The sequence below is a fragment of the Draconibacterium orientale genome, from assembly GCF_900111425.1.
GTDB lineage: Bacteria > Bacteroidota > Bacteroidia > Bacteroidales > Prolixibacteraceae > Draconibacterium > Draconibacterium orientale.
This window is the reverse complement of the sequence record NZ_FOHT01000014.1, coordinates 59,705-82,266: the sequence shown is the minus strand read 5'-3', so window position 1 is coordinate 82,266 and position 22,562 is coordinate 59,705. Positions and strand designations below refer to the sequence as shown.

Annotated in this window: 10 protein-coding genes; all 10 read right to left on the bottom strand. The window is 43.3% G+C overall.

Features of this window, described 5'->3' with window-relative positions; translation table 11 throughout:
- Positions 1 to 82: 82 nt before the first annotated feature.
- Positions 83 to 2,017 carry a RagB/SusD family nutrient uptake outer membrane protein gene (locus BMW53_RS09450; protein WP_038563635.1) on the bottom strand — a complete coding sequence of 645 codons (1,935 nt, stop codon included), beginning with the start codon at positions 2,015 to 2,017 and terminating at the stop codon, positions 83 to 85.
- An 11-nt stretch (positions 2,018 to 2,028) separates the two neighbouring features.
- Positions 2,029 to 5,184, bottom strand: a complete 3,156-nt coding sequence (locus BMW53_RS09445) for a SusC/RagA family TonB-linked outer membrane protein (protein ID WP_217642921.1) — start codon at positions 5,182 to 5,184, stop codon at positions 2,029 to 2,031.
- A 203-nt stretch (positions 5,185 to 5,387) separates the two neighbouring features.
- Entirely contained in the window at positions 5,388 to 7,130 is a 1,743-nt protein-coding gene (locus BMW53_RS09440) for a glycoside hydrolase family 43 protein (protein ID WP_038555038.1), read from the bottom strand.
- Between the two features lie 300 nt (positions 7,131 to 7,430).
- The gene (locus BMW53_RS09435) at positions 7,431 to 11,348 is read right to left on the bottom strand and encodes a hybrid sensor histidine kinase/response regulator transcription factor (protein WP_074780560.1); all 3,918 of its coding nucleotides are present in this window, start codon (positions 11,346 to 11,348) and stop codon (positions 7,431 to 7,433) included.
- 216 nt (positions 11,349 to 11,564) lie between these two features.
- The gene (locus BMW53_RS09430) at positions 11,565 to 13,100 is read right to left on the bottom strand and encodes an alpha-N-arabinofuranosidase (protein WP_081804744.1); all 1,536 of its coding nucleotides are present in this window, start codon (positions 13,098 to 13,100) and stop codon (positions 11,565 to 11,567) included.
- Positions 13,101 to 13,147: 47 nt separating this feature from the next.
- Entirely contained in the window at positions 13,148 to 14,413 is a 1,266-nt protein-coding gene (locus BMW53_RS09425) for a family 8 glycosyl hydrolase (RefSeq protein ID WP_038555044.1), read from the bottom strand.
- 45 nt (positions 14,414 to 14,458) lie between these two features.
- Positions 14,459 to 16,906, bottom strand: coding sequence for a glycoside hydrolase family 95 protein (locus BMW53_RS09420; protein WP_038555047.1), 2,448 nt, complete (start codon positions 16,904 to 16,906; stop codon positions 14,459 to 14,461).
- A 48-nt stretch (positions 16,907 to 16,954) separates the two neighbouring features.
- Positions 16,955 to 18,304, bottom strand: coding sequence for a family 43 glycosylhydrolase (locus tag BMW53_RS09415; protein ID WP_038555052.1), 1,350 nt, complete (start codon positions 18,302 to 18,304; stop codon positions 16,955 to 16,957).
- Positions 18,305 to 18,380: 76 nt separating this feature from the next.
- On the bottom strand, positions 18,381 to 20,453 hold the full coding sequence (locus BMW53_RS09410) for an alpha-glucuronidase (protein ID WP_038555053.1): 2,073 nt from the start codon (positions 20,451 to 20,453) through the stop codon (positions 18,381 to 18,383).
- A gap of 27 nt (positions 20,454 to 20,480) precedes the next feature.
- Complete coding sequence (locus BMW53_RS09405; RefSeq protein ID WP_038555056.1) at positions 20,481 to 22,442, bottom strand: glycoside hydrolase family 97 protein; 1,962 nt, start codon at positions 22,440 to 22,442, stop codon at positions 20,481 to 20,483.
- Positions 22,443 to 22,562: the final 120 nt, after the last annotated feature.

Sequence of the window (22,562 nt, the reverse complement as noted above, 5' to 3'; positions counted from 1 at the left end):
GTATGTCAACGTGGCCGGATTTTGTCATGGTCGTTTCATTGCTTATTCGATTATAATTACATAAAACTTTAACTCAATCTGGCTACCAACCCGGGTTCTGCCCAAACTCCGGATACATTGATACATCCTCGATTTTAAGCGGGAACCAGTAGTGTTTAACACCAAACTGACGTGTTAAAATAACTTCTTCTCTAAAGTTGGCCACCCTTGCATCTCTTGGATCGTTGTTCTCGAAGAATTCAAGGTTTTCTACCCGGTCAAACTCTTGAGAAGTTTTTACATTGTAAGGATACTCGGTAAGCAACAACCAACGTTGTAAGTCGTTAAAGCGGAAACCTTCGAAAGAAAGCTCTACGGCACGTTCTCTTCTCACCTCGTCGATGAATTTTTCGCGGCTTGCAGTATATGAAGCAGCAACATGTCCGGCTCCGCAACGATCGCGAAGTGTGTTGATGGCTTCTTCTGCCGTTTTCGAGAAATTTGAGGCTTTTCCTGATGCGCCACCAAAAGCGGCACATGCTTCGGCATACATGGTGTAAATATCTCCTAAACGCATGTATGGCAGGTAAGTATGCAGGTTATAACTCCAGTTATAAGCTCCATCGTATTTATTTGCGGTATGTGGTACCAGTTTCTGAATCAGATAACCGGTTCGGCTACCATCGGCAGGGTTGCGCATTGTTCCGTTTGTTGCCAAACCGGTGTAACGCAGGTACTCCATATCGGCAGGCATTGTGGCATTCACGTATTTAAATCCATCGAAAACAATGTCATGATAGAAACGTGGGTCACGGTCTTTAAACGGATATTCAGGATCGAAACCCGATTCCGGATCATCCAAAGGCAAACCGTTGGCCATACCGTAATTTTTCACGTAATTGGCCGTAGGATGGTGAATGATGTTATCGTGCTCTACCAAACCTTTTACTTTTGGGCCGAAAGTTTTTGTGGTGTTCCAGTTACTACCGTTGTAATCGGTTGAAGGACCACGGAAAATAGCTTCGGTTGAACCCGGCATTAACCAGTTTTGTCCGGTAGTATAGAACATATCGCTGTACTTGCTCTCAACACCGCTCGCTTTCTTATGATTATAAATATCATCGTAATCGAAATCGACCAGCGAGTATTGTGTTTGTCCGCTTTCAACCAGACTTAACAACTCGCCAAAAGCTTCGGCAGCTTTGCGTGCATAATCCTCGTCGTAGTTATAAGTATTGGCACCACCGGTTTCTGCACCGTTTTTCATTAACGGACTTGCAGCCCACAGGTAGTTTTTACCCAGGTAACCCAATGCCATAATTTTATTGGCGCGTAACTGGTTTTTACCCAGTGTGTTTTTACCCACAGTTGTTTCGTCCCAGTCGATTGGCAGCAAGTTAGCGGCTTTTCTTAAATCGGCTCCGGCTTTGTCGGCACATTCCTGGTAGCTCAGTCGAGGTAAAGTAAGTTTTTCGCCTGAAGGCAATACCTGATCAATGTATGGCAGGCCACCAAAATATTGCATCATTTCGAAGTGCCACCAGGCTCTGAAAAAGTAAAGCTGACCTTCAATAAAATCTCTTTCCTCTTGTGTTGCCACAGTTAATAAGTCGAGATTTTCGAGCCCCATATTGGCTTTACGGATACAATACCATGCATGAGCCCATAAACCATGATCGAATTTATTGGTTGAAGTGGGATTTGCATTATCGTCGTCAAGCCAGGTACCGGCGTTGTTTTGCCATGCCCAGAAGTTACCAATATCAACCTGGTTGGTCATGTGCCAGCTACCTTCAAGGTTAAACAGCTCATCATCTCCCCAGTTCCACGAAGTGGTCCAGTATTTCTTTTCTTTATCAGGGATACAATTGTAGATCTCTTCAATATAACCCTGGAAATTGGTGAAATTACTAAACGCTACCTCCTCCGATACGATCGATTCGGGTGCTTTGTCCAGGTATTCTTCGCAGGAAAAGAGCCCCAATAACATGATGAACAGTACACCACTCTTCAAAAGCGTCTTATGTATATTTTTCATTGTACTCATAATTATAGTGTAAATCTTATTCCTAAATTATATCGTTTCATAGTTGGGTAAGCTCCCTGTCCACCTGATCCGGCGAAGTTCGATTCGCGGTCATCCGGCATTTTCGACCATACCCACAAGTTGTTACCGTTAACAAATATTTTCAGGGTGCGGAAACCAATCGAATTGATCCAACCGCCATTAACGGTATAAGCTAATTCAGCATTTTTCAATCGAACATACGAACCATCGAACAAGTACTGAGTTCCTGAGTTATAGCTAGGTTCCGACAACCAGCGCGGAACAGTTACATCGGCATTTGGCGTTTCTTGCGACCACCACGTTCCGAAATCGTAAACCGTATTCAGCTTGCTTCCGAAACTGGTTAATGGTACGTTACGGGTTACATTGTTTACACCGTAAAACTGAACGAATGCGCTAAAGCCTTTCCATTCAACACCAACTGTGGCATTGTAAGTATTTTGTGGCGAACCTGAGTAACCATAAGGAATCTGGTCTTTACTATCGATAATACCATCGGCATTAAAATCGAGGACATAATAGTCGCCCGGAACTTTATACGGATCGTTGGTATCGTGCATTGGGCTACCGTATAATGCATCGTAGGTGTTAAAATAACCGGCATCAACATAAGCTCTTGTTTGCCCAAGGCTGTAACCGGCTTGCTTACGGTAATCTTCGTACAATGCAGGGTCATCTCTTTCGATAATTTCATTTACAGCATGCGTCATACTCATATCGCCCCACAAGCGAACACCGTTATTCAGTACTTTATTTACACGCACCTGTATTTCGTAACCGTTGGTTTCTACCTCTCCGAGGTTAGCTGTTGGAGGCGTTGGACCAAAGTAAGAAGGTACAGCGCGGTCGCCGCCGCCAACAAGAATATCAACACGGTTATCGCGGAAATACTCAACACTACCGGCTAATAAACCATCAAAGAAAGCATAGTCGATACCGGCATTGAACTTTTTAACCGTTTCCCAACGTACATCGGGGTTACCAACTGCCGATTCGCGGTACCAGTCGTAAGGGCTGGTTCCATGGTTTAAGTCGAGCGATGAGTTACCCCCGTAGGCCCATTGGGTAAGGTACAACCAACGACCACTGATATAGTCGTCACCGATTTCACCATACGAAGCCCTCAGTTTTAACATGTCGAGGAAGCCGAGGCTTTCCATAAATGATTCCTCAGAGATCATCCAGCCAATTGCGCCTGAGCTAAAGAAGGCAAAACGATAATCTTTCGAAAATGTTTCTGAGCCGTTATATGCACCATTATACTCTAAGAAATAGCGCGATTTATAGTCGTATGTAGTACGGAATGCCCAGTCTTCGCGGAAATTAGGAATAATGCTACCACGAGCGCGTTCTTTGCGGCTAAACATACCCATTGCGGTAATGTTATGGTTACCAAACTGGCGATCCCAGTTTAAACGCAATTGGTATTCCAGGTTACGCTGCGTAAAATTGTTATCCACCGAGCCATCTGAGGTATTCCACAATACGCCCTGCTGGAAATCAAATTTATTGTTATTCTCATATTCCTTTTTATAGGTAGCGATACCGGTTGCCGGATCGATCCATTTTTGCTGTGCATCGTTGTAAAGGTCGTTAATACCTCTGTTACGTTCAAGGAAAGTATTATCCCATGAAACGGCACCGCGGAACTTCAAGCCTTTAGTGATAAAATCCAACTCCTGCTCCAGAATGAAGTCGGTGTTGATTTGTGTTGTTGTTGAAAGCATGGTTCCTGAAAGCGACAGGTTTTGAGCCGAGTTCGACACGTTCGAGATGTTTGGATAGAATCCCCACGATCCGTCGGAATATTGTGGCAAAAACACGTCGGGAGCAATATTATAGGCACCGGCCCACTGTTGTGCAACAGCCCAGTCGCCCGAATTGGTTTGTCCCCAGGGAGTTTTCTTTTGTCCGTTCGATCCGGCCAGGTTCAACCGGAACACGGTAGATTTTGTAAGTTGGAAATCGAGGTTGCTTCGCACGTTAATACGGTTGTAAGCATAACCCGAGTCGTAGTTACGTCCGTTATCAAAAACATAAAAAAGGTCGCCTTCGTGTGCAAAATCTGCCGAGGCAAAATATTTAACAAACTTAGTACCTCCCGATACGTTTAAGTTGGCGTTGTACGACATGGCATAATCTTTAAACAGTACATCCTGCCAGTCAACATTCGGATAACGCTCAGCCTCAGCTAAATCAGCCGGGTAACGGTATTTTTCAATAATATTCTGCGGCGTCATATATCCCCACGAATCAGGAGAAACACCCAGTTCGTGCTCAATAGCGTAGTTACGAGCCATTAAAGCATCGTACGAATCGAGTTTGTTCGGCAATTTCGACGGTACTTTCATGGTCATGTTGGCCGAAACATCGATACGTGCCGAACCTTCTTTACCACGTTTAGTGGTAATCAGGATTACACCGTTTGCACCTTTCACACCAAAAACCGCTGTTGCCGAAGCATCTTTCAGTACCGAAACCGACTCAACCGAGTTCATATCTACTCCGCTCATCGGGCGTTCAACACCATCAACCAACACCAGTGGGTCGCTGTTGTTCCACGAACTTGCCGAACGAATAATAATTTGCGGATCTTCCTCGCCCGGCATCCCCGAACTGTTAATGGTAATTACACCCGGCAGGTTACCGGTTAATGCCATTCCAATATCGGTAACACCGGCGGTACGTTGTAGTACTTCGCCCGTTGTTTGGGTGATTGCCCCAACAACACTCTCCTTTTTTTGCTGGCCGTAACCAACAACAATAGTCTCTTCCAGTTGTACGCTCGATGGCGCCAATACAACCTCCAGTTTAGTTTGGTTAGTAATGTCGATTTCCTGTGGCTCCATTCCAATAAACGAGATCAGCAGGATCTCCTTATCGGTTGGAACTTGCAGCTCAAATTTTCCGTCAAAATCGGTAGGCACACCAATTTGCGTACCTTTTACGATTACTGTAGCACCAATTACCGGATTGTCTTGCTCATCAACAACCGTACCCGTTATGGTTTTGGTATCCTGAGCAAACAACGATAAATTGATAAAAATCCCAAGTACAACTACCAGTGTTTTTAACAAGTAGTTCTTCATCAAAGCTGACAAAGCTTTTTGAGATGATAAATTAATTCTGTGTTTCATTATATTCTCTATTAAATTGACAAAAGAGTTCTAATTTTCATTAGAAATTGATTTTATTCACTCTGTTTTACACCACGTTTACCTATGGCGAAGAATGAGTGGTTGAATAGAAATAATGAAGGACAGAATGTCCATTAGTGTTTTTCCTCATAAGATCTAAGTTTTTCATTTATAAATTTGACATTGAATTAAGTGCGAATTATTTATTGTATAAATTCGATTTTCTTTCCTGAAGCATACATCCCAATGGTTGTTCCGGTAAATCCTCCGGCCCGGGCAGTCGATAAATACGAGGCATCCACTTTATCGGCCAGTAGTTTCCAGTCCTTATCGTCCACGGCATAATAGAAACTAAATTCTGTTCCATTCGATGTAATTTTCAATCGTACAGGTTCGTCTTCTGCGTTAATGGTTTCCGAACCAATAACTTCAATTGCTGTATCCGAAAGCATTTTTACACGAACTGCTTTCTGCCCGTTAACCTTCTCTACTACCAGTAAATACTGATGCTCTTCGTTCTTCATTAAAACCATTCCGGCCGACTCAGTTTCGGAACCAGGTGTGAAATACATTTTAGTGGTACTTTCAAATTTGTGATGCTGTAAACGCCGCCCCACAAAAGCCGGTACCTTTAATTCGTTGGTAGTTACCTCTGCACATTTTAATGTTAGAAATCCGGGATTTTCGTTCAAATTGTATAAGCCGGCAGCATCTCCACGAATGGTTAGCCACTCCATTCCCAGTTCGGTGGTGTTAAAATCATCGTTCTTTTCGAAGTTTCCGAACGGAACCGACGAGTCTCTTTTTACACCTTCCATGCGAATAATACGCGGCACTACTTCATCATTTTTGGTCATGTACGGGAATCCGTCCCGGCTCCATCGAATAGGCATCATAAAGGTTTCGCGCCCAAGGTTTTCGAACTTATTATCGATGGGGCGGCAGGCCAAAAACACCGACCACCACTGTCCGTTGTCTTTCTGAATAATATCGGCATGTCCGGCACAGGTAACCGGCAACTCGCGGTTCGGGTTGAGATGCTTTTGGGTAAGTATCGGATTTTTATCCCATGGTACGTAGTTTCCAAATGGCGCATCGCTTTTAAAAATTACTTCGCGATGATCAACCGAGGTTCCTCCTTCGGCACACATCAGGTAATAACTGCCATTAAATTTGTACAGGTGCGGCCCTTCAATCCATATTGGTTTTTCTGACAGGCGAACACCGCCATTCACCAACATTATACTTTCGCCAACGGTTTTATCGGTTTCCACATCGTATTCAATACCACGAATGGCACGATGCCCCTCGTAAGTTGAACCTCCATCGGGTTCATCGTTATTTACAATGTAGGCTTTGCCGTTCTCATCAAAAAACAACGACGGATCGATACCGTGAACATCGGGTAACCAAATCGGATCCGACCAGTCGCCAAACGGATCTTGTGTCTTTACCAAAAAATTACCGCCTTGCATGTTGGTGGTAATCATGTAATACGTTTCGTTATGCGGATTATAACTAATTGCAGGAGCAAAAATTCCACGACTTATACCTTGACCATCCAGTGGTAATTGTTCGGGACGGTTCAGTACATTACCAATCTGTTTCCAGTTTAGCATGTCGGTACTATGAAAAATAGGAACGCCCGGAAAATAACTAAAAGTAGATGTTACCAGGAAATAATCCTTTCCGTTGGTACAAACACTCGGATCGGAGTACCAGCCCGGAAGGATGGGATTGTAATAATAATCGTCTCCCGGCAGTGGATTATTGTTGTAGAAATCATCGTTGCCTTTGTAGGTGAAATAATCGAAATTTGCAACCATACTATCGTTTGCAAATTTTGGATTACCGGAACCGGATATGGATTGACAGGAGTTAAAAATAAAAACTCCGGCCAACACAAGAGTTGTCATCAATAGCTGAATGAAATAGTTTAGTTTCATCAAAGTTGTCCAATTAGGAATAATAGTTTTATTTGTTCACGCAGGTATTTTTCACACCTTCACTTGCTCAAAAATAAACTCCATTATATGCAGGGCTTTCTAATTTTAGACATTTGATTTTTAAAATGGGACATTCTTACCCTCAAGAGCACTAACACGCTGTACAACAACACCTAGAAATTACTCAACAAGCTGATTCCGCAGCGTATTATTAGAAACTACACATCGGAATATCCAAAATTAAAAGGGATAGCTATCATAATATGAAACTAAAATGACAGAAAAATACGTCAGAAAATGTTATTCCAAGACCCGTGTTGGTGATTTACCAAAATGTTTTCGAAAGACGGTACTGAAATAGCCAACACTACTAAATCCGCACAATTCACTAACTTCTGTAATCGAGTGTTTTTGAGAAGCTAGCAAATCATAAGCACGGTTCAGCCTGATTGTTCGTATAAATTCGATTGGTGATTGGTCGGTTAATGACTTTATTTTTTTATAGAGCAGCGAAGGACTAACATTCATGATTGCAGCAAATTCATTTTTAGAAAATTGCGGATTACTAACATTGTCATTCACAACCTCTATCATACGTTTTAGGAACTTATCGTTCAGTTCGTTTTCCAAAATAACGGGCTCTTTGCACTCGCTGGTCATTTTCATGGCCTTGTCCCTGATAATTTCGCGGTTTTTAAGAATTGATTTAATTCGTTGCAGAAGTAAGGTAACGTCAAATGGTTTGGTTAAATAATCATCGGCTCCAAGTCCTAGTCCGCGCATTTGCTGGGCTTTACCGGCCAGTGCGGTTAAAAGAATAACCGGGATATGCGCAGTAAGGAAATTTGATTTTACTTTTTCGCACAATTCAAAGCCGTCCATTTTCGGCATCATTATATCAGAAACAATCAGATCAGGGTTGTGCTTTTGTACTATTTCCCAGGCCTCCTCTCCATCGCCGGCAAGGTAAATATGAAAGAAATCCTGCATGGCCGATTGAAGAAATTCTCTCAGGTAATCGTGATCTTCAACAATTAAAACCGTCATTTTATTCCCACGCTTGTCGGCCACCTGCTTTTCGGTTAAAGGATTAACTATTGACGATTTCGGTATCTCTTTCTCGATTGCTTTGGCCCCGCGCTCCTTTTTTATTTCCGAACTTTCCTTCGCAATAAACGGAATGGTTACCAGGAAAGTGGATCCAGCACCAGACTGGCTGTAACAGGTAACTTTACCGCCATGCAAGGAGACATAATTTTTCACCAGTAGTAAACCGATACCCGAGCCAACTATTTTTGAATTGATGGCATTTTCGCCACGGTAATATTCCCTGAACAACATTTTTTGAGCCTTTTTGGTAATTCCAATTCCAGTGTCCTGAACTTCAAGTATCCATTTTGTTGCCGCACACCGGAGCTCGATATTTACATGCGAATCCGGATTTGAATACTTTATGGCATTGGAAATAAGATTATCGACTACTTTCTGTATCATTCGTTCATCAACGGAAGTTTCGAATTTATCGCAATTAGCCCTAAAAACCAGATCAATACCTCTGCTTTTCGCATAGGCCTCAAACATCATCACCCGGTCTTTTATTGTTTTAACAATATCAACAAAACTATAGGCCACTCTCTCCCTCCCGATGTCAACTTTCTGAAAATCGAGCAATTGGGTTACCACCGTCGATAGCCGATGAACCTGCTCGGTAGCCAGATGAAGATAATTCGTACCTTTATCGCTTAATCCTGACTCCTTATTCAGTTCTTCGATAGGCCCGTTAACCAGGGTTAAAGATGTACGAATATCATGAGCAGTATTTGCAAAGAACCTGATCTTTTCTTCCGAGTGCTTTTTCTTTAACCAGTCGATGTAAAAGTAAACACCGAAAATACCCAGGCTAGCTACAAAGAGAATTACGAGCAGGATAAACCAGCTTGTTTTCCAAAACGGCGGAATGATTTTCACGTTAATCTCCCGCTCGGCAATTACACCTGTTATAGAATTATCGACCATACGAAGTTGTATGGTATAGCTTCCGTACGGAATATTTGAATAGGATAAAACCCGGTTATCAACAGGTTTACTCCATTCCTGATCCAAACCATTAATTTTCCACGAGAATTTCGCTCCGGGAGAAGTAACTCCAAGTGGTATTAGTTCTAAACTTATTGTATTTTGAAAATATTTAAGGCGGATTTCCTTAAGTTCATTAAGAGGTGCTTCCGGTTTCAAATCTTCAATATCGCGTATTGATCGTCCAGAAACGGAAATATCCTGAACATAAATACGCCCTTCTTCCGTGGTAAGCTTTAAGTCGTTAGGGGCGAACATTAAAGCCCCTTTATTGGAGCCCATAACCAAATTCCCGTTTTTTAAAATACATTGTGCATCCTGGTTAAAAGAAACATTGCTAAGGTACAACAAGGAGTTAAAAGTTAATATCGTTTGGTCGGCTTCATTCAAGCGGCACAAGCCCAGCTCGGTACCTATCCAGTAATAACCATTGGCGTAATCAATGCTACTTACAAAATTACTTGGAAGTCCGTTATCCGCGGTATAAGACTGAGTTGACTTATTGGTTAAACTGTACCGTATTACGCCGTTACCATTGGTTCCAATCCAAACTATATCTTCCGAAATATACAGGTCGAAAACCACAAAACCTTCCACCAATACTTCATGGGTACCATCCGTCTTATCAAAAAGTAACAATCCGTACGTTGTTCCCATTAACAATTGATCGGGCCCGTATTCAGCAATATTGTAAATTGTATAATCGGGATACGAGGTATAGGTGTCGGTGTTGTAATTGTAACGGATTAAATCTCCGCGCACTCCTCCTATCCAGATATCGCCCTGCTGGTCTTCAATGATATTAAACACAAAATCGCCTGCAAAATCGCCCGGCGTATTTTCCTGGCTTAAATGCCTTAGTTCGTTTCCGGTATTTCCATCCAGAATATAAATACCCGAAGAATAAGAACCGGCCCATATTCTTCCGTGCGAATCCTGGCACAGAGCCAGAAACACCTGGGCATGCTGTTCCTTATTATGGTAGAATGATTTCCATTTATTGGTTTTTGTGTTCCAATAGCTTACGCCATTATTGGTGGCAAACCAAAGATTCCCGTTCCGGTCTTCGAGAATACTGTTAACATCATTATTTACTAGCGAATTTGGGTTGTTTGCGATGTGTGCCACCTTGGTAACAACAGAACTACTTGCCTGATCGAAAAAAGAAACTCCTCCACTATAAGTGCAAATCCATACCCTGTTGTTCCGGTCGCAAAAAATATCATAAACCCCATTGCCTTTTAATGAATTTGGATTATCTGCATCATCTTTATAAACGGCAAGTATTTCAAACGTGTGCTTATCCATTTCCCAAACACCCTGCCCATCAACACCTATCAGCAAGGTTGATTTTGAAATCGGACAAATTGCCTGTACCGGTTGATTGGGGATATTTGCCACAACAGTTAATTCAGCCCCGGCATTTCCTTTTTTAAGGCAATACAGGCCATCGTTTAAGGTTCCTAACCATAAGGTATTTTCCTTTTGGTCGAACTTGATGTAAGAAAAAAACATATTCTGGTGTTCAGGCAAAGTGTAATACTCCGCCGAACTTTTTGTAGTAATATCAAAAATACCGATGTACTCTTCAGTTCCATAAAAAAAACGATGATCATCCAACCATTCCAAAAAATGAATATTTCGGTTATCAAAATAGGTGCTTAGTCCTTCATTTTTATGGTAGCGCAACAATCCGGAAGTACTTGCTTCCCAAATTGTTTCTTCAGCATCAACCAGCATTCTGTTCACCACAACATGAGGGTCTTCCACTTGTTTGGCCAGATTGGTTATCAACTCAAACCTATCCTGAATATTGTTGTATATGAACAACTGCCCGTTATTGGTATATACATATAATTTCCCATTGGTATATTCCATACGAACAGTGATAATATCCTCCGTATCATAAGGTAGCTGGTAGGTTCTGATATCATCTCTGGAATACCGCACAATACCAATTTTTGAAGAAATCCAGATAAAACCATCATCATCTTCGCAAACCTCATTGGTTTCGCGAATTGACATTCCGTAGTCTTCGTTCAGGTTGTAAAACTGGTTTGAATTTTTAGCAATGGTAACACCCGATACACAATTAAGGAAAATGAAAACAAGCTGAAAAAAATAATATTTTCCGGTATTCATGATTTAGTTTTGATATGGAGAGGGAATATAGAAATTTAAGAAGAATAAACAAATACCTGCCGGGCTAATTCATTCTGAAATAACAAGGCAATTCTATTTTATGGCAACTGCCTTACGAATTGGAATTTGTGTTTATCACTTTTATGTATTTAAAAACATAAAAAGAGGAAGCTCAACCGCTTCCTCTTTTTATCCATCCAATTAAATTATGTATTCTTATTTCAGTTGAACAAGCACAACTGATTTTGCAGGCAATTCAAAAGTAAGTTTTCCACTTTTTGGGTTTGGTACGTTAAACTCCTCAAGGCTAACGCTTTCGTTTTTGCCAAAGTCGTTAAAATCGTTCATATTCTTAGCTGTAATAATCTGTGCATTCGATGTTGACAATTCGCTTCCGTGTAACGATAATTCAACATTTTCGCCCGCGTTAGGATTAAGGTTACACAGTGTTATTGAAATTACTCCATCTTTTGTAGATGCTGAGGCATTTACGGCCGGAACCGACTGTCCGTCCAGTTCATACTTATCGGTTTTAAGGTTAGCAGGTATTAGTGTTGCATCCTGATGTACACTATACATTTTAAATACGTAATACGTTGGTGTTAACACCATTTCGTCGTCTTTGGTTAAAATAACCGATTGCAGCACGTTAATGGTTTGTGCAATGTTCGACATTTTAACACGATCGGCGTGATTATTAAAAATATTTAGGTTTATACCGGCCACCAATGCATCGCGCATAGTATTTTGCTGATAAAGGAACCCTGGATTGGTTCCGGGCTCTACATCAAACCAGTTTCCCCATTCGTCAACAATTAAGCCAACACGTTTCTCCGGGTCGTACTTATCCATAATAGTTGAATGTTTTTGGATCAGTTCATCCATAAACAGGGTTTTGCTAAGTGTGGTAAACCATTCTTTTTCATCAAAATCAGTTGCCGAACCTTTTACGGTCCAGTTGTGAGTGATGGTATAATAGTGCAATGATAATCCCTGCATCAGGTTTTCTTTACCTTGCATTTTTTTCATTAAAACATCGGTCCAGTTATAGTCTGAATCGCTGGCACCACAGGCAATTTTATAATCAGCTCCACGGCTGTAGGTCGCGTAATTTTTATAAACATCGGCATAATATTCAGGCGTCATATTACCGCCGCAGCCCCAGTTTTCGTTTCCAATTCCCCAGTACTTTACGTCCCATGGTTCTTCGCGTCCGTTTTTCTTTCTCAAATCCGTCATCGGGCTAATGTTCGACGATGTTACGTATTCAATCCATTCCGAAGCTTCGCGAACGGTACCCGAGCCAACGTTCACATTAATATAGGGTTCGGCATTTATCAAATCACAAAAATCAAGAAATTCGTGTGTTCCAAAGCTGTTGTCTTCAGTAACGCCGCCCCAGTGTACATTTACCATCGATGGGCGTTCTTCGCGTGGGCCAATGCCGTCTTTCCAGTTGTAGGTATCGGCAAAACAACCGCCCGGCCAACGTAACAACGGTATTTTCATATCGATTAAAGCGCCGGTAACATCATCTCTAAACCCGCGGGTATTGGGGATTTCTGAGTCTTCGCCAACAAATATACCGCCATAAATACAACGGCCCAGGTGTTCGGCAAAATGCCCGTATATTTCTTTATTGATTTTTGTCTCGGCCTGATCGGCATACAAGGTAAGTTTGGTTTGGCCAAAGAGTACATTCGTTGTAAGCACTAACAAAACGGCCACTGTTAATTTCATTTTAGTCATCATTTTATATTAATTTTTAGTTGGAATTCAAATTAAATCATCGTCCATTATTATTGCTGACCGGGTAAAATTGCCTGGTAGTTTCCGCTCAGGTGCATTAAACTGAACAGGTACAGCAAACCATCGTAATACGGATCGAAGTAGCCATCTCCGTAGGGTTCCAGTTTGGCGTTCCAAAGTTTATGTACAAAATCAAAATCCGGATCAACATCATCAACCATCGAAAGTGTTGCCGAGGTAGAAATTAATCCCAGCGAATGGCGCAGTTTCCTAAATCCGCCAGCCTGAAGTATCCATTCCGGCTCAGTACCATCGGGATTATACTGATCAACAAAGTCGTTCATACCCTGCGCACGTAAAAATCCCTGAAAGCGGCCGGCATAATCCTCCTGCCAGTTTTTGTCTTTCCCAAACCAAATGTAGTCCATGGTAATATTCATGGGTACGCGCCACGAATCGTAGCGAAACGCCTGGGGCATCCAGCGGGCATCGTGTTTCGAGCCGTCGAAATTGGCATAATCGTAATTTAATCCGGTTACCGGATGACAGGCGCGATGCAGAAAAACCCGCGCCGTATCGGCACAGTCGCGGTAGAACTGCTCGTGGCCATCGTTGGCAAAATCGGCCCACACTTCCATAAATGCCGGAACATGATACGATGGGTCGGTCCAGTTGTACCCATCTCCTTCGGGAACAAAACTTATTTGCTTGTGCTCCACATTGATAATATGGTTTACTCTGTTGGAGCCGTCCTTTTCCCACATGGCATCTAAAATACGGCGTGCTTCGGCGTAATAATCAATTCCGGTATCGTTGCCCCAACGGTTCGATGCAAACAACAGTGAAGTTACAAAATACAGCTCGCCATCCGAGGCTGAGCCTGGCGAGTTCAGTCGGTTGGTTTCCGGATTAACGCTCCACGCAAAATAAGCTTCGCGTTGCCCCGACTGATGTTGCATATACTTTTTGCTCCATCGCCAAAGTTTATCAAACACTTCTTTTTTATCCAGCTGAACTGCCACCATCAAACCATACGAAAGGCCTTCGGTGCGTGCGTCGTTATTTTTAATATCCGAAACGTAAGCCAACGAATCTTCCACCTCGAAATAAATACGATTGGGCCCCTCAAAAAGATCGTGATAGGCTTTTTCCAGTTTGGCATCAATATCTTTTTGCGCATACCCGGCTTCGGTAAAAAGGTTTGGGTACTCACCGGTGTAATAGGCGCCTTGTTTTTCGTCTGTTTGCTGACCAAATATATTAGTTGCCGGCAACAGCAGGAATACTGTAATAAAGCAACAGAATGTTCTTACCATTTTCCTATTCATTGTAGTTTTCAAGTTATATTCCATTTTCCCGTTTTATAATCTCAGAAGCAGTATTTCCTCTCCGGCAATTGTTTCCAAATCATACTCATATACCTTTCTCAACTCCGGCAATTTCACATCTTCCGTGTTTACTTTTGGTGATTTTATTTTAGGAATGGAATAAAACGGATTTGTATTTTCGCCGACAGCTTCTTTCAATCCGTCGCCTGTTAAAGGAACGTAAGAACGAATACGGCAATTTCCGCCCAGTTTCGATCGAATAAGCGCTGTTTGCACTTCACCACTCTCCCACTTTATGTCCACTTCAAAACCTCCGCGAGCCACCAATCCACTCACCGATCCTTTGCTCCATTTTGAGGGAAGCGCCGGAAGCAAGTGAATGGCTCCGTGCTGACTTTGCATCAACATTTCGGCAATTCCTGCAGTGCAACCAAAGTTGCCGTCAATCTGGAAAGGCGGGTGCGCATCAAACAAGTTCGGGTAAGTTCCGCCGCTCATTCTTCGTCCGCTTCGCGAAACAGGTTTTAGCTGATCGGTAATTAGTTTGTAGGCATGATCGCCATCGAGCAAACGTGCCCACAGATTTACTTTCCATCCCATCGACCAGCCGGTTGATTCGTCGCCGCGGGCTACCAACGAAGTGCGTGCAGCCTCGAATAATTCGGGCGAATGATAAGGCGATATCTGGTTCGAAGGGTAAAGTCCGTATAAATGTGATACGTGCCGGTGATGATCGTTGGGATTATCCCAGTCGTACATCCACTCCTGCAGTTGCCCCCAGTTGCCAATTTGCATGGGTGGCAGTTTCTGCATGGCGGCCTTAATTTTTTCTACCAGAGCAGTGTCCGCTTCTAATACTTCAGCAGCATTAACAGTTATCGAAAACAAATCGAAAAGCAGCTGATTATCCATGGTTGTCCCGGCAGCAATGTTTGAACCGTGGCCTGCCGGCGTATTTTCGGGCGAAACAGAAGGCGAAACCACCAGCCAACCATTTTCAGGTTCTTCAATCAAAAAATCAAGGAAAAACAAAGTTGCTCCTTTCATGGCCGGGTAAACACTTTTCAGGTATTCGGTATCTCCGTTAAAAGCATATTTATCGTACAGATGCTGCGACAACCAGGCACCGCCCATTAGCCACATGCCCCAGGTAGCGCCATCAATTGGCCCGTTAATTCGCCAGATATCAGTATTATGGTGCAGTACCCAACCATTGGCGCCGTACATATCCTGCGCGGTTTTTTGGCCGGTTTCCGACAATTCTTTTACCATCTGCACCAGCGGCTCGTTTAATTCGCTGAGGTTGGTAATTTCCGATGGCCAGTAATTCATTTCGGCATTTATGTTTACCGTGTATTTACTGTCCCAGGGTGGCATTAACTGGTCATTCCAAATGCCCTGCAAATTGGCGGGCTGACCACCGGGGCGCGACGATGAAATAAGCAAGTACCTGCCAAACTGAAAATAGAGCTCCACCAGCTGCGGATCGTTGGTTGTTGCGAATTCCTCCACCCGCACATCCGTCGTTTTATTTACCGATTCGGTTTTCCCCAAATCCAGATCAACCCGATTAAAATAGCGCTGGTAATCAGCAATATGATCTTTTAACAAATCCTTGTAACTCTTTTCAATCGCAGCTTCCAAATAATTGGTTGCGCGTTCGCCGGCATTTCCGCTAATATCGTTGTAGCTGTTAAAATTGGTGGCCATAGAAACAATAATGGTAGCCGCTTTTGCTTCGCTCACGGTCAGCACCGATTCATCGGCAGTTATTTCGCCACCATCGTTTATTATTTTTACCCTGGTTTCGAATTCAACAGCACCTTTTACGCCTTCGTGGCTACTGGTAACACCTGTCATAACCAACTCGTCGTTTCCTCGTGTAGTTACAGTTACTTTTGAAGGCCGGTCGAGCGTTGCCGAAAAATTCAAAGCGCCTGATTTATCGGCAGAAATACGGGCCACAATTACCTGGTCGGGAAACGATGAGAATACTTCAGTTTTGTAGTTTACCTCGCCAACCCGGTAGCTAGTTGAAGCCACAGCCTTTTCGATGTTCAATTCGCGCGAATAGTTGCTAACATCTTTGTGCCCTTCAAAATTCAACTTCAGATTGCCTGCAGTTTGGTAAGGCATTCCGTGCGATTTTTTGGTAATAAAATCACGATTTACAAGATCCTGAGCTTCTTTGTATTTTCCATCGAAAATTAACTTACGCACTTTTGTCAACGCTGCTTTGGCATCGGGATTATCGTTTCGGTTGGGTTCTCCGGCCCAAATCGTATTCTCGTTTAACTGAATAATTTCGTTCTCAGGGTTTCCGTAAATCATCGCCCCCAAACGGCCGTTTCCAACCGGAAGTGCTTCAACCCATTGTTCAGCCGGCTTATCGTAGCGAAGTTTTAGCAGCGTATTATCTTCGGGTTCTTGCTGCGCGCAGGCACAAAAGGCAATAAATATTAAAAATACAAGTCTCTTCATCTTTCCACATTATTGACACTCTTCATACGAAGAAGCGTTTTTCTTATTCTATTCAAAACTTATCCAGTCGATTTCTACCGGATTATTATTTGCCGCCACCACAAAAAGATTATGAATACCGGGTTTAACTTTGCTTATTTTTGTTTTTGACACCGTCATTTCACTACCTTCCGGCACACTAATTTCCGCCAGTACGGGGCCATCCGCTGCATCAATTCTCAATTCAACTTTTCCTCCGTTTAATGCACGGGCATTCACCACTACTTTCGCTGTATTTTTCTTTTCAAAATTTACTGCGTTGTACGAAATCCAGGCATCTTTATTTTCCAGAACCGTTTTCCAGCCGGCAAAGGTGTTGGTGGTGTCGTTAAAAACGATCTTCACATTTTCACTTTTATCACTGTAGCGATCGAGTTGTATTTTCTCGTTTGCCGCAGTTAAGCCAACACCTCGTTTGGTTGGAATAACTTTTTGAATGGTTCCATCGGCGTTAAAAAACAGGCTGTCGATACAAACCGATCGGTTCTTATCGAAATGAGGTGAATAATCGTTGTGGTGGTAAAACAAATACCACTGATTGTTGTATTCGATCATCGAGTGATGATTGGTCCAGCAGCCAGTTTCCGACTCGTCCATAATTACGCCGGTCATTGTAAACGGGCCTTCGGGACTGTCGCCCATGGCGTATTCCAGCCGCTCGGTTTTATTTTCTACATGCGGAAATGTAAGGTAATATTTTCCATTTCGCTCAAAAACAAACGGGCCTTCTTTCATCCCTTTTGTGGGTAAATTATCTATGGCAACCGGCTTCGAAGCCAGCTCTGTCATGTTCTCTTTTAGTTTTGCCACGTAAATATTACCCATCGAATAATACAAATAGGCTTGCCCGTCTTTGTCGATCAGAACATTCGGATCGATACCAAAAATTCCGTCAATGGCATTTTCCTGCGGAACATAAGGTCCTTCAGGCTTATCGGCAATGGCAACTCCAATTCCAAAACCCTTGCGGCCATTGGGGCCCGCTACATTTTTATTGGCCGGAAAGTAGAAATAATACTTTCCGTTACGTTCGATACAATCGGGAGCCCACATGCTATATGATGTTGAATCGACCCAGGGCACTTTATTCTGACTAACAATTACCCCATGATCGGTCCAATCGCTAAGATTTTCTGATGAAAACACATGATAATCGGGCATACAAAACCAATTCTCGCGCAGGTTTTTATTGGGTGGAGCCGGAATGTCGTGCGATGGAAAAACATACACTTTCCCATTGAATACACGGGCCGTTGGATCAGCTGAAAACTGATCTCTGATTACCGGATTTTGCGCCCAAACCGTGAACGCCGATACGGTAAAAATTATGGCAAGGGTAAAGTATTTTTTCAAGTTCATTTTGCTGGTTTTTATTCGGTTTAATTATTTACAATCAAGAATATTTACAAGAGGTTTTCTTCATATAGTTTCCCGGCTATTCACTTTGCCGAACCCGCTGTTCGTCGCGTTCGAGCAGTTCATCCAGGTTATAAAGTGGGCGCTCCAGCTCATATGGAATTGGCTGTTTGCTGAATTGCTGAAAATACAGCAAGCAGGCATCTTTCCATTCCTGAGCATCCAGGCTGTGTTTTGTAAGTTTATACTGAATGGCTGCAAAGCGTTCGGCATCGACAAAACGCTCTGCCTTATCCCAAATCCGCTGAAATTCGCGCACCTGCTTCACTCCTTCGTCGTAGCGATAGCATAGCTCATTCCAAAGTGTTCTGCCATTTTTCATTTTATGATCCCACGAAACATGATGAAACCAAAGCAAAAACGCCTCGGGACAGGTATTCACATCGGCTAACTGGCTGGCAAGCGGTCCGCGGTACTGACTAATTGCATCGCTGCCCGAAGCTGTACGGTCGAATCCAATCCCAAACGAATCGGCCTGGTGATAATACGGTGGTGTCCAGTCGGGCCGCATACCGTCCGGCGCCCACCACGGACCAGGACCGTAATGTGCATGTGCCGAAAAAATATGGTGAAGCCCCAAAGGCATCATGTAATTTACGGTTGCTTCGTGACTGTCGAGCATCATTTGTTTTACAGGCTGCAAAAACGACAGATTCCACTCCAGATCATAAGCGCTTGTTTCTTCATCTGAATTTTGTGGCCCGAAGGTAAGTTTCAACCATTCGTCGGCTATTCGTGCACTAGTAATTGAATGATTCCAGGCTTGGCGACCAAACGCATACCAGTTGGCTTGCGCAAAATAGTGACCACACCAGTTGGCATCGAGGCCAATGTTTGCAACGCCGGCAATAGCGCTGTATTTCTGATTAAAAAGACTGCCATCGGTGCAACGGGCAACCGTGCTGCCTACACCTTCCTGCCGGGTTTCGCTTTTCAGAAATTCTTCCCACATGGGAGCCAGAAAAACCAGATGCACCGATTGCCCCAGGTATTCCATGGTAACCTGCAGCTCGGGCATTACAGTTGTTTGTTTCATTGCTCCAAACAGCGGACTAAAGGGTTCGCGTGGCTGAAAATCGATGGGGCCGTTTTTCACCTGAATAATTACATTTTCGTGAAATTGCCCATCAAGCGGCATAAATTCGTTGTAGGCTTGTTTGGCACGGTCTTCATCCGATGGATCGTAAACAAAGGCACGCCACATTACAATCCCATTGTAGGGTTCCAGCGCTTCAGCCATCATATTGGCACCATCGGCATGGGTGCGCCCAAAGTTTTGCGGTCCGGGTTGTCCTTCGCTGTTTGCTTTTACCAGGAAACCACCAAAATCGGGAATCAAATCATATATTTCTTTTACTTTTTCTTTCCACCAGGCTTGCACTTCGGGGTTAAGAGGATCAGCAGTTTCGAGGCCACCAATTACTTCAGGCGAAGCAAAATTTACAGCCAGATACGTTTTTATTCCGTAAGGACGCAGCACGTCGGCAACTGCTTTTGCCCGCTCCAGAACAGGCGTGGTTAGTACGGTTGGCGAAGCATTTACATTGTTCAGTACTGTTGCATTAATTCCGACCGAAGCATTGGCCCGGGCATATTCCGTCCAAAGGTTTATATCATCTGCGGATACTTCCAGCGAATCGATTCCACGCCAGAAAATGGAACGACCGGCGTAACCCCGTTCAACGCTTCCATCCAGGTTATCCCAGTGGTTTAACAGGCGCAAATTATACGACGGATTTATAACTTCTTCCGTTAATGATTCACCGGTTTGTTGCCGGCGCAAAATTTCGAAAGCACCGTATAAAAGGCCGGCATCAGTTTTTGCCTGAATGCTATTTTCACGTAATCGAAAGCCATCCTCTTTTAAAAGTTTGTCTTTTAAAATCTTCAACTCGATAACCTGACCGGCTTTTCCCTGCCAGCCATTTTTCAATTCGTTAATTGCAATGTTAATGGTGGGCGATTTTTTTGAGCACCTAACCTCAACCGGGATAGTACTTTTGGCTCGCAACCAAAGGTTGTGTCCATCTTCGGCGTTAACTCCTGTACTTAATAAAACAAAGGCAAAAAGCGCTGTCAGTAACTTGATCATTCTCGTTAATTTTCTTTTTGTCGATTTCTATTTCTGGTTTACGATTAGCAGCCCGCCATTACCCGGAATTGAAACTGTTAGCTCCTGGCTTTTAGGGAATCGTTCTGTTTCAAGTTTCCCATTCAATGCGTCATCGTCGCTATAAATCCGGTAGCTATTTCCGGCAGCTATCATGGGCAGTTTTATCGTTAACTCCCGGGTTTCTTTCTGTGCGTTAACACCGGCCACATACCAGGCATCGCCTTTTCTGCGCGCCAGCACCACGTATTTCCCGGGGTAACCGTCGATAAAACGCACTTCGTCCCAGGTGGTGGGTACTTCTTTCATAAAATTTATGGCCCATTCGGGAGCATCGGTAAGGTTGTTGGGTGCCAGCGCAAAATGCTGCACTGCACTTTGAAAGAGAACAGCTGTGGCCAGCGCATAAACATCCGAAGTCATTCGTTTTGTTCCTCTTCCCGGCGTATTGTTGGCATTGTAAAACTCGTTCAGGGCGCTACCGCCAAAATCCATGCTGCCAACGGCATTACGGATGAAAGGATGCAAACAAGCGTTTAAAGCTTCAATGTCGCAGCTGTGTTGCCCGAAATGCAGGTTTTCGCTGGCACGAACGGCTTCGGCAGAGGCAAAATTCGGAAACATGCGTTCCCAGCCACGCGGCAAGGTACAACCGTGAAAAACAACCAACAAGCCGTAATCGTTGGCATCGTACAAAATGTCTTTGTACACTTTCATGGTAACCTGTTTGTCGCCACCAAAAAAATCGACTTTTATTCCACGAATTCCAATGCTTTGCATCCAGGCCATTTCTTTGCGTCGGATAATGGTATTATCCATAATTCCGCGTGGCCCTTGCGGAGCATCATTCCAGTAACCGTTAGAATTGTACCACAAATACAAGGCTACATCTTTTGATGCCGCATATTTTGCCAGTTCCTCAATTTTATCGCGACCGATCTGCGTATCCCACAAGGCATCAACCAACACGGTTTCAAATCCCATGACAGCGCTAAAATCGATGTATTCTTTCTGAACATCAAAAGTTGTTGCACCGTCCATTTTTATAATCCAGCTCCAGCTTCCACTTCCGTATTCATATTCTTGCGAGGCCTCGTAAAGTGGCTCCACCACATCAAAAGGAATAGTGGTTTCAACAATTGGCGCCAGCGTTTCGCCAACGGTAATGGTTCGCCACGGCGTGTATCCGGGCAAGGGAATTCCGGCGGTATTGGTGCCGTTTCCATTATTTTCTTCCTGCAAAGGATAGCCAATGGAGTAGCTTTTGTCTTCGTTTCCAACCAGGCGGCTGGCGCAATAACGGCTGTCAACTCCTGTCTCCGAAACCAGTACCCAACCGGCATCGTTCACTTTAAACAAACAAGGGAAAGTGTAACCAAATCCCCATCCGTTTTTACCCATTTCATCGTCGGGCGTATAATCGGTTTCGTAACTTGGCGCAGTGCGCGCAAAACCGGTCATGGGCTCCATTTGCGGACACAAAAAGGTGGTGGTTCCTTCGGGGAATACAAAACCCGTTGATTCGCGGTTTACCACACAACTGCGGGTTTCTTTTTGCGGATGCACTTTATAACGAAAGGCAATATTGTTGTTGCTTACCTGAAACTCAACATCAAAAACTGTTTTATCAGCTTTCAGAAAAGAAAATACAGCTTCGTTGGCCGAATAATCCACCTTGCTTTGTTTTATGTTCCGGAGTTCGTAAGAATCTTTTATTTGATTTGTTTCAACAGATTCGGAAAGGGTAAGTTCCTGTGTGAAATCACCAATATTGGTTTCCATTCCAAGCGGAGATTCTTTGATGAAGGTTTTATCGTTGAACAAAACGCTGTAAACAGGTAGCCCGTTTTTGATATCAACAGCAACAACAAGTTTTCCATCAGGACTTGTTAGTTGATTTTGTTGAGCTGTGATTGGGCCAATAATAAGAATAAAAAATATTGCAAGAATGTAACTTTTCACCGTCTTCATTTGAATTAGTAATAATTGATTTAGTCTCTTAAAAATTATAGTCACCGCTGTATTCTGCCCAACTAAAAACCAGACAGAATTCACCGGTAATTCATAAAGCTAAATGTACTGCTGTAATGA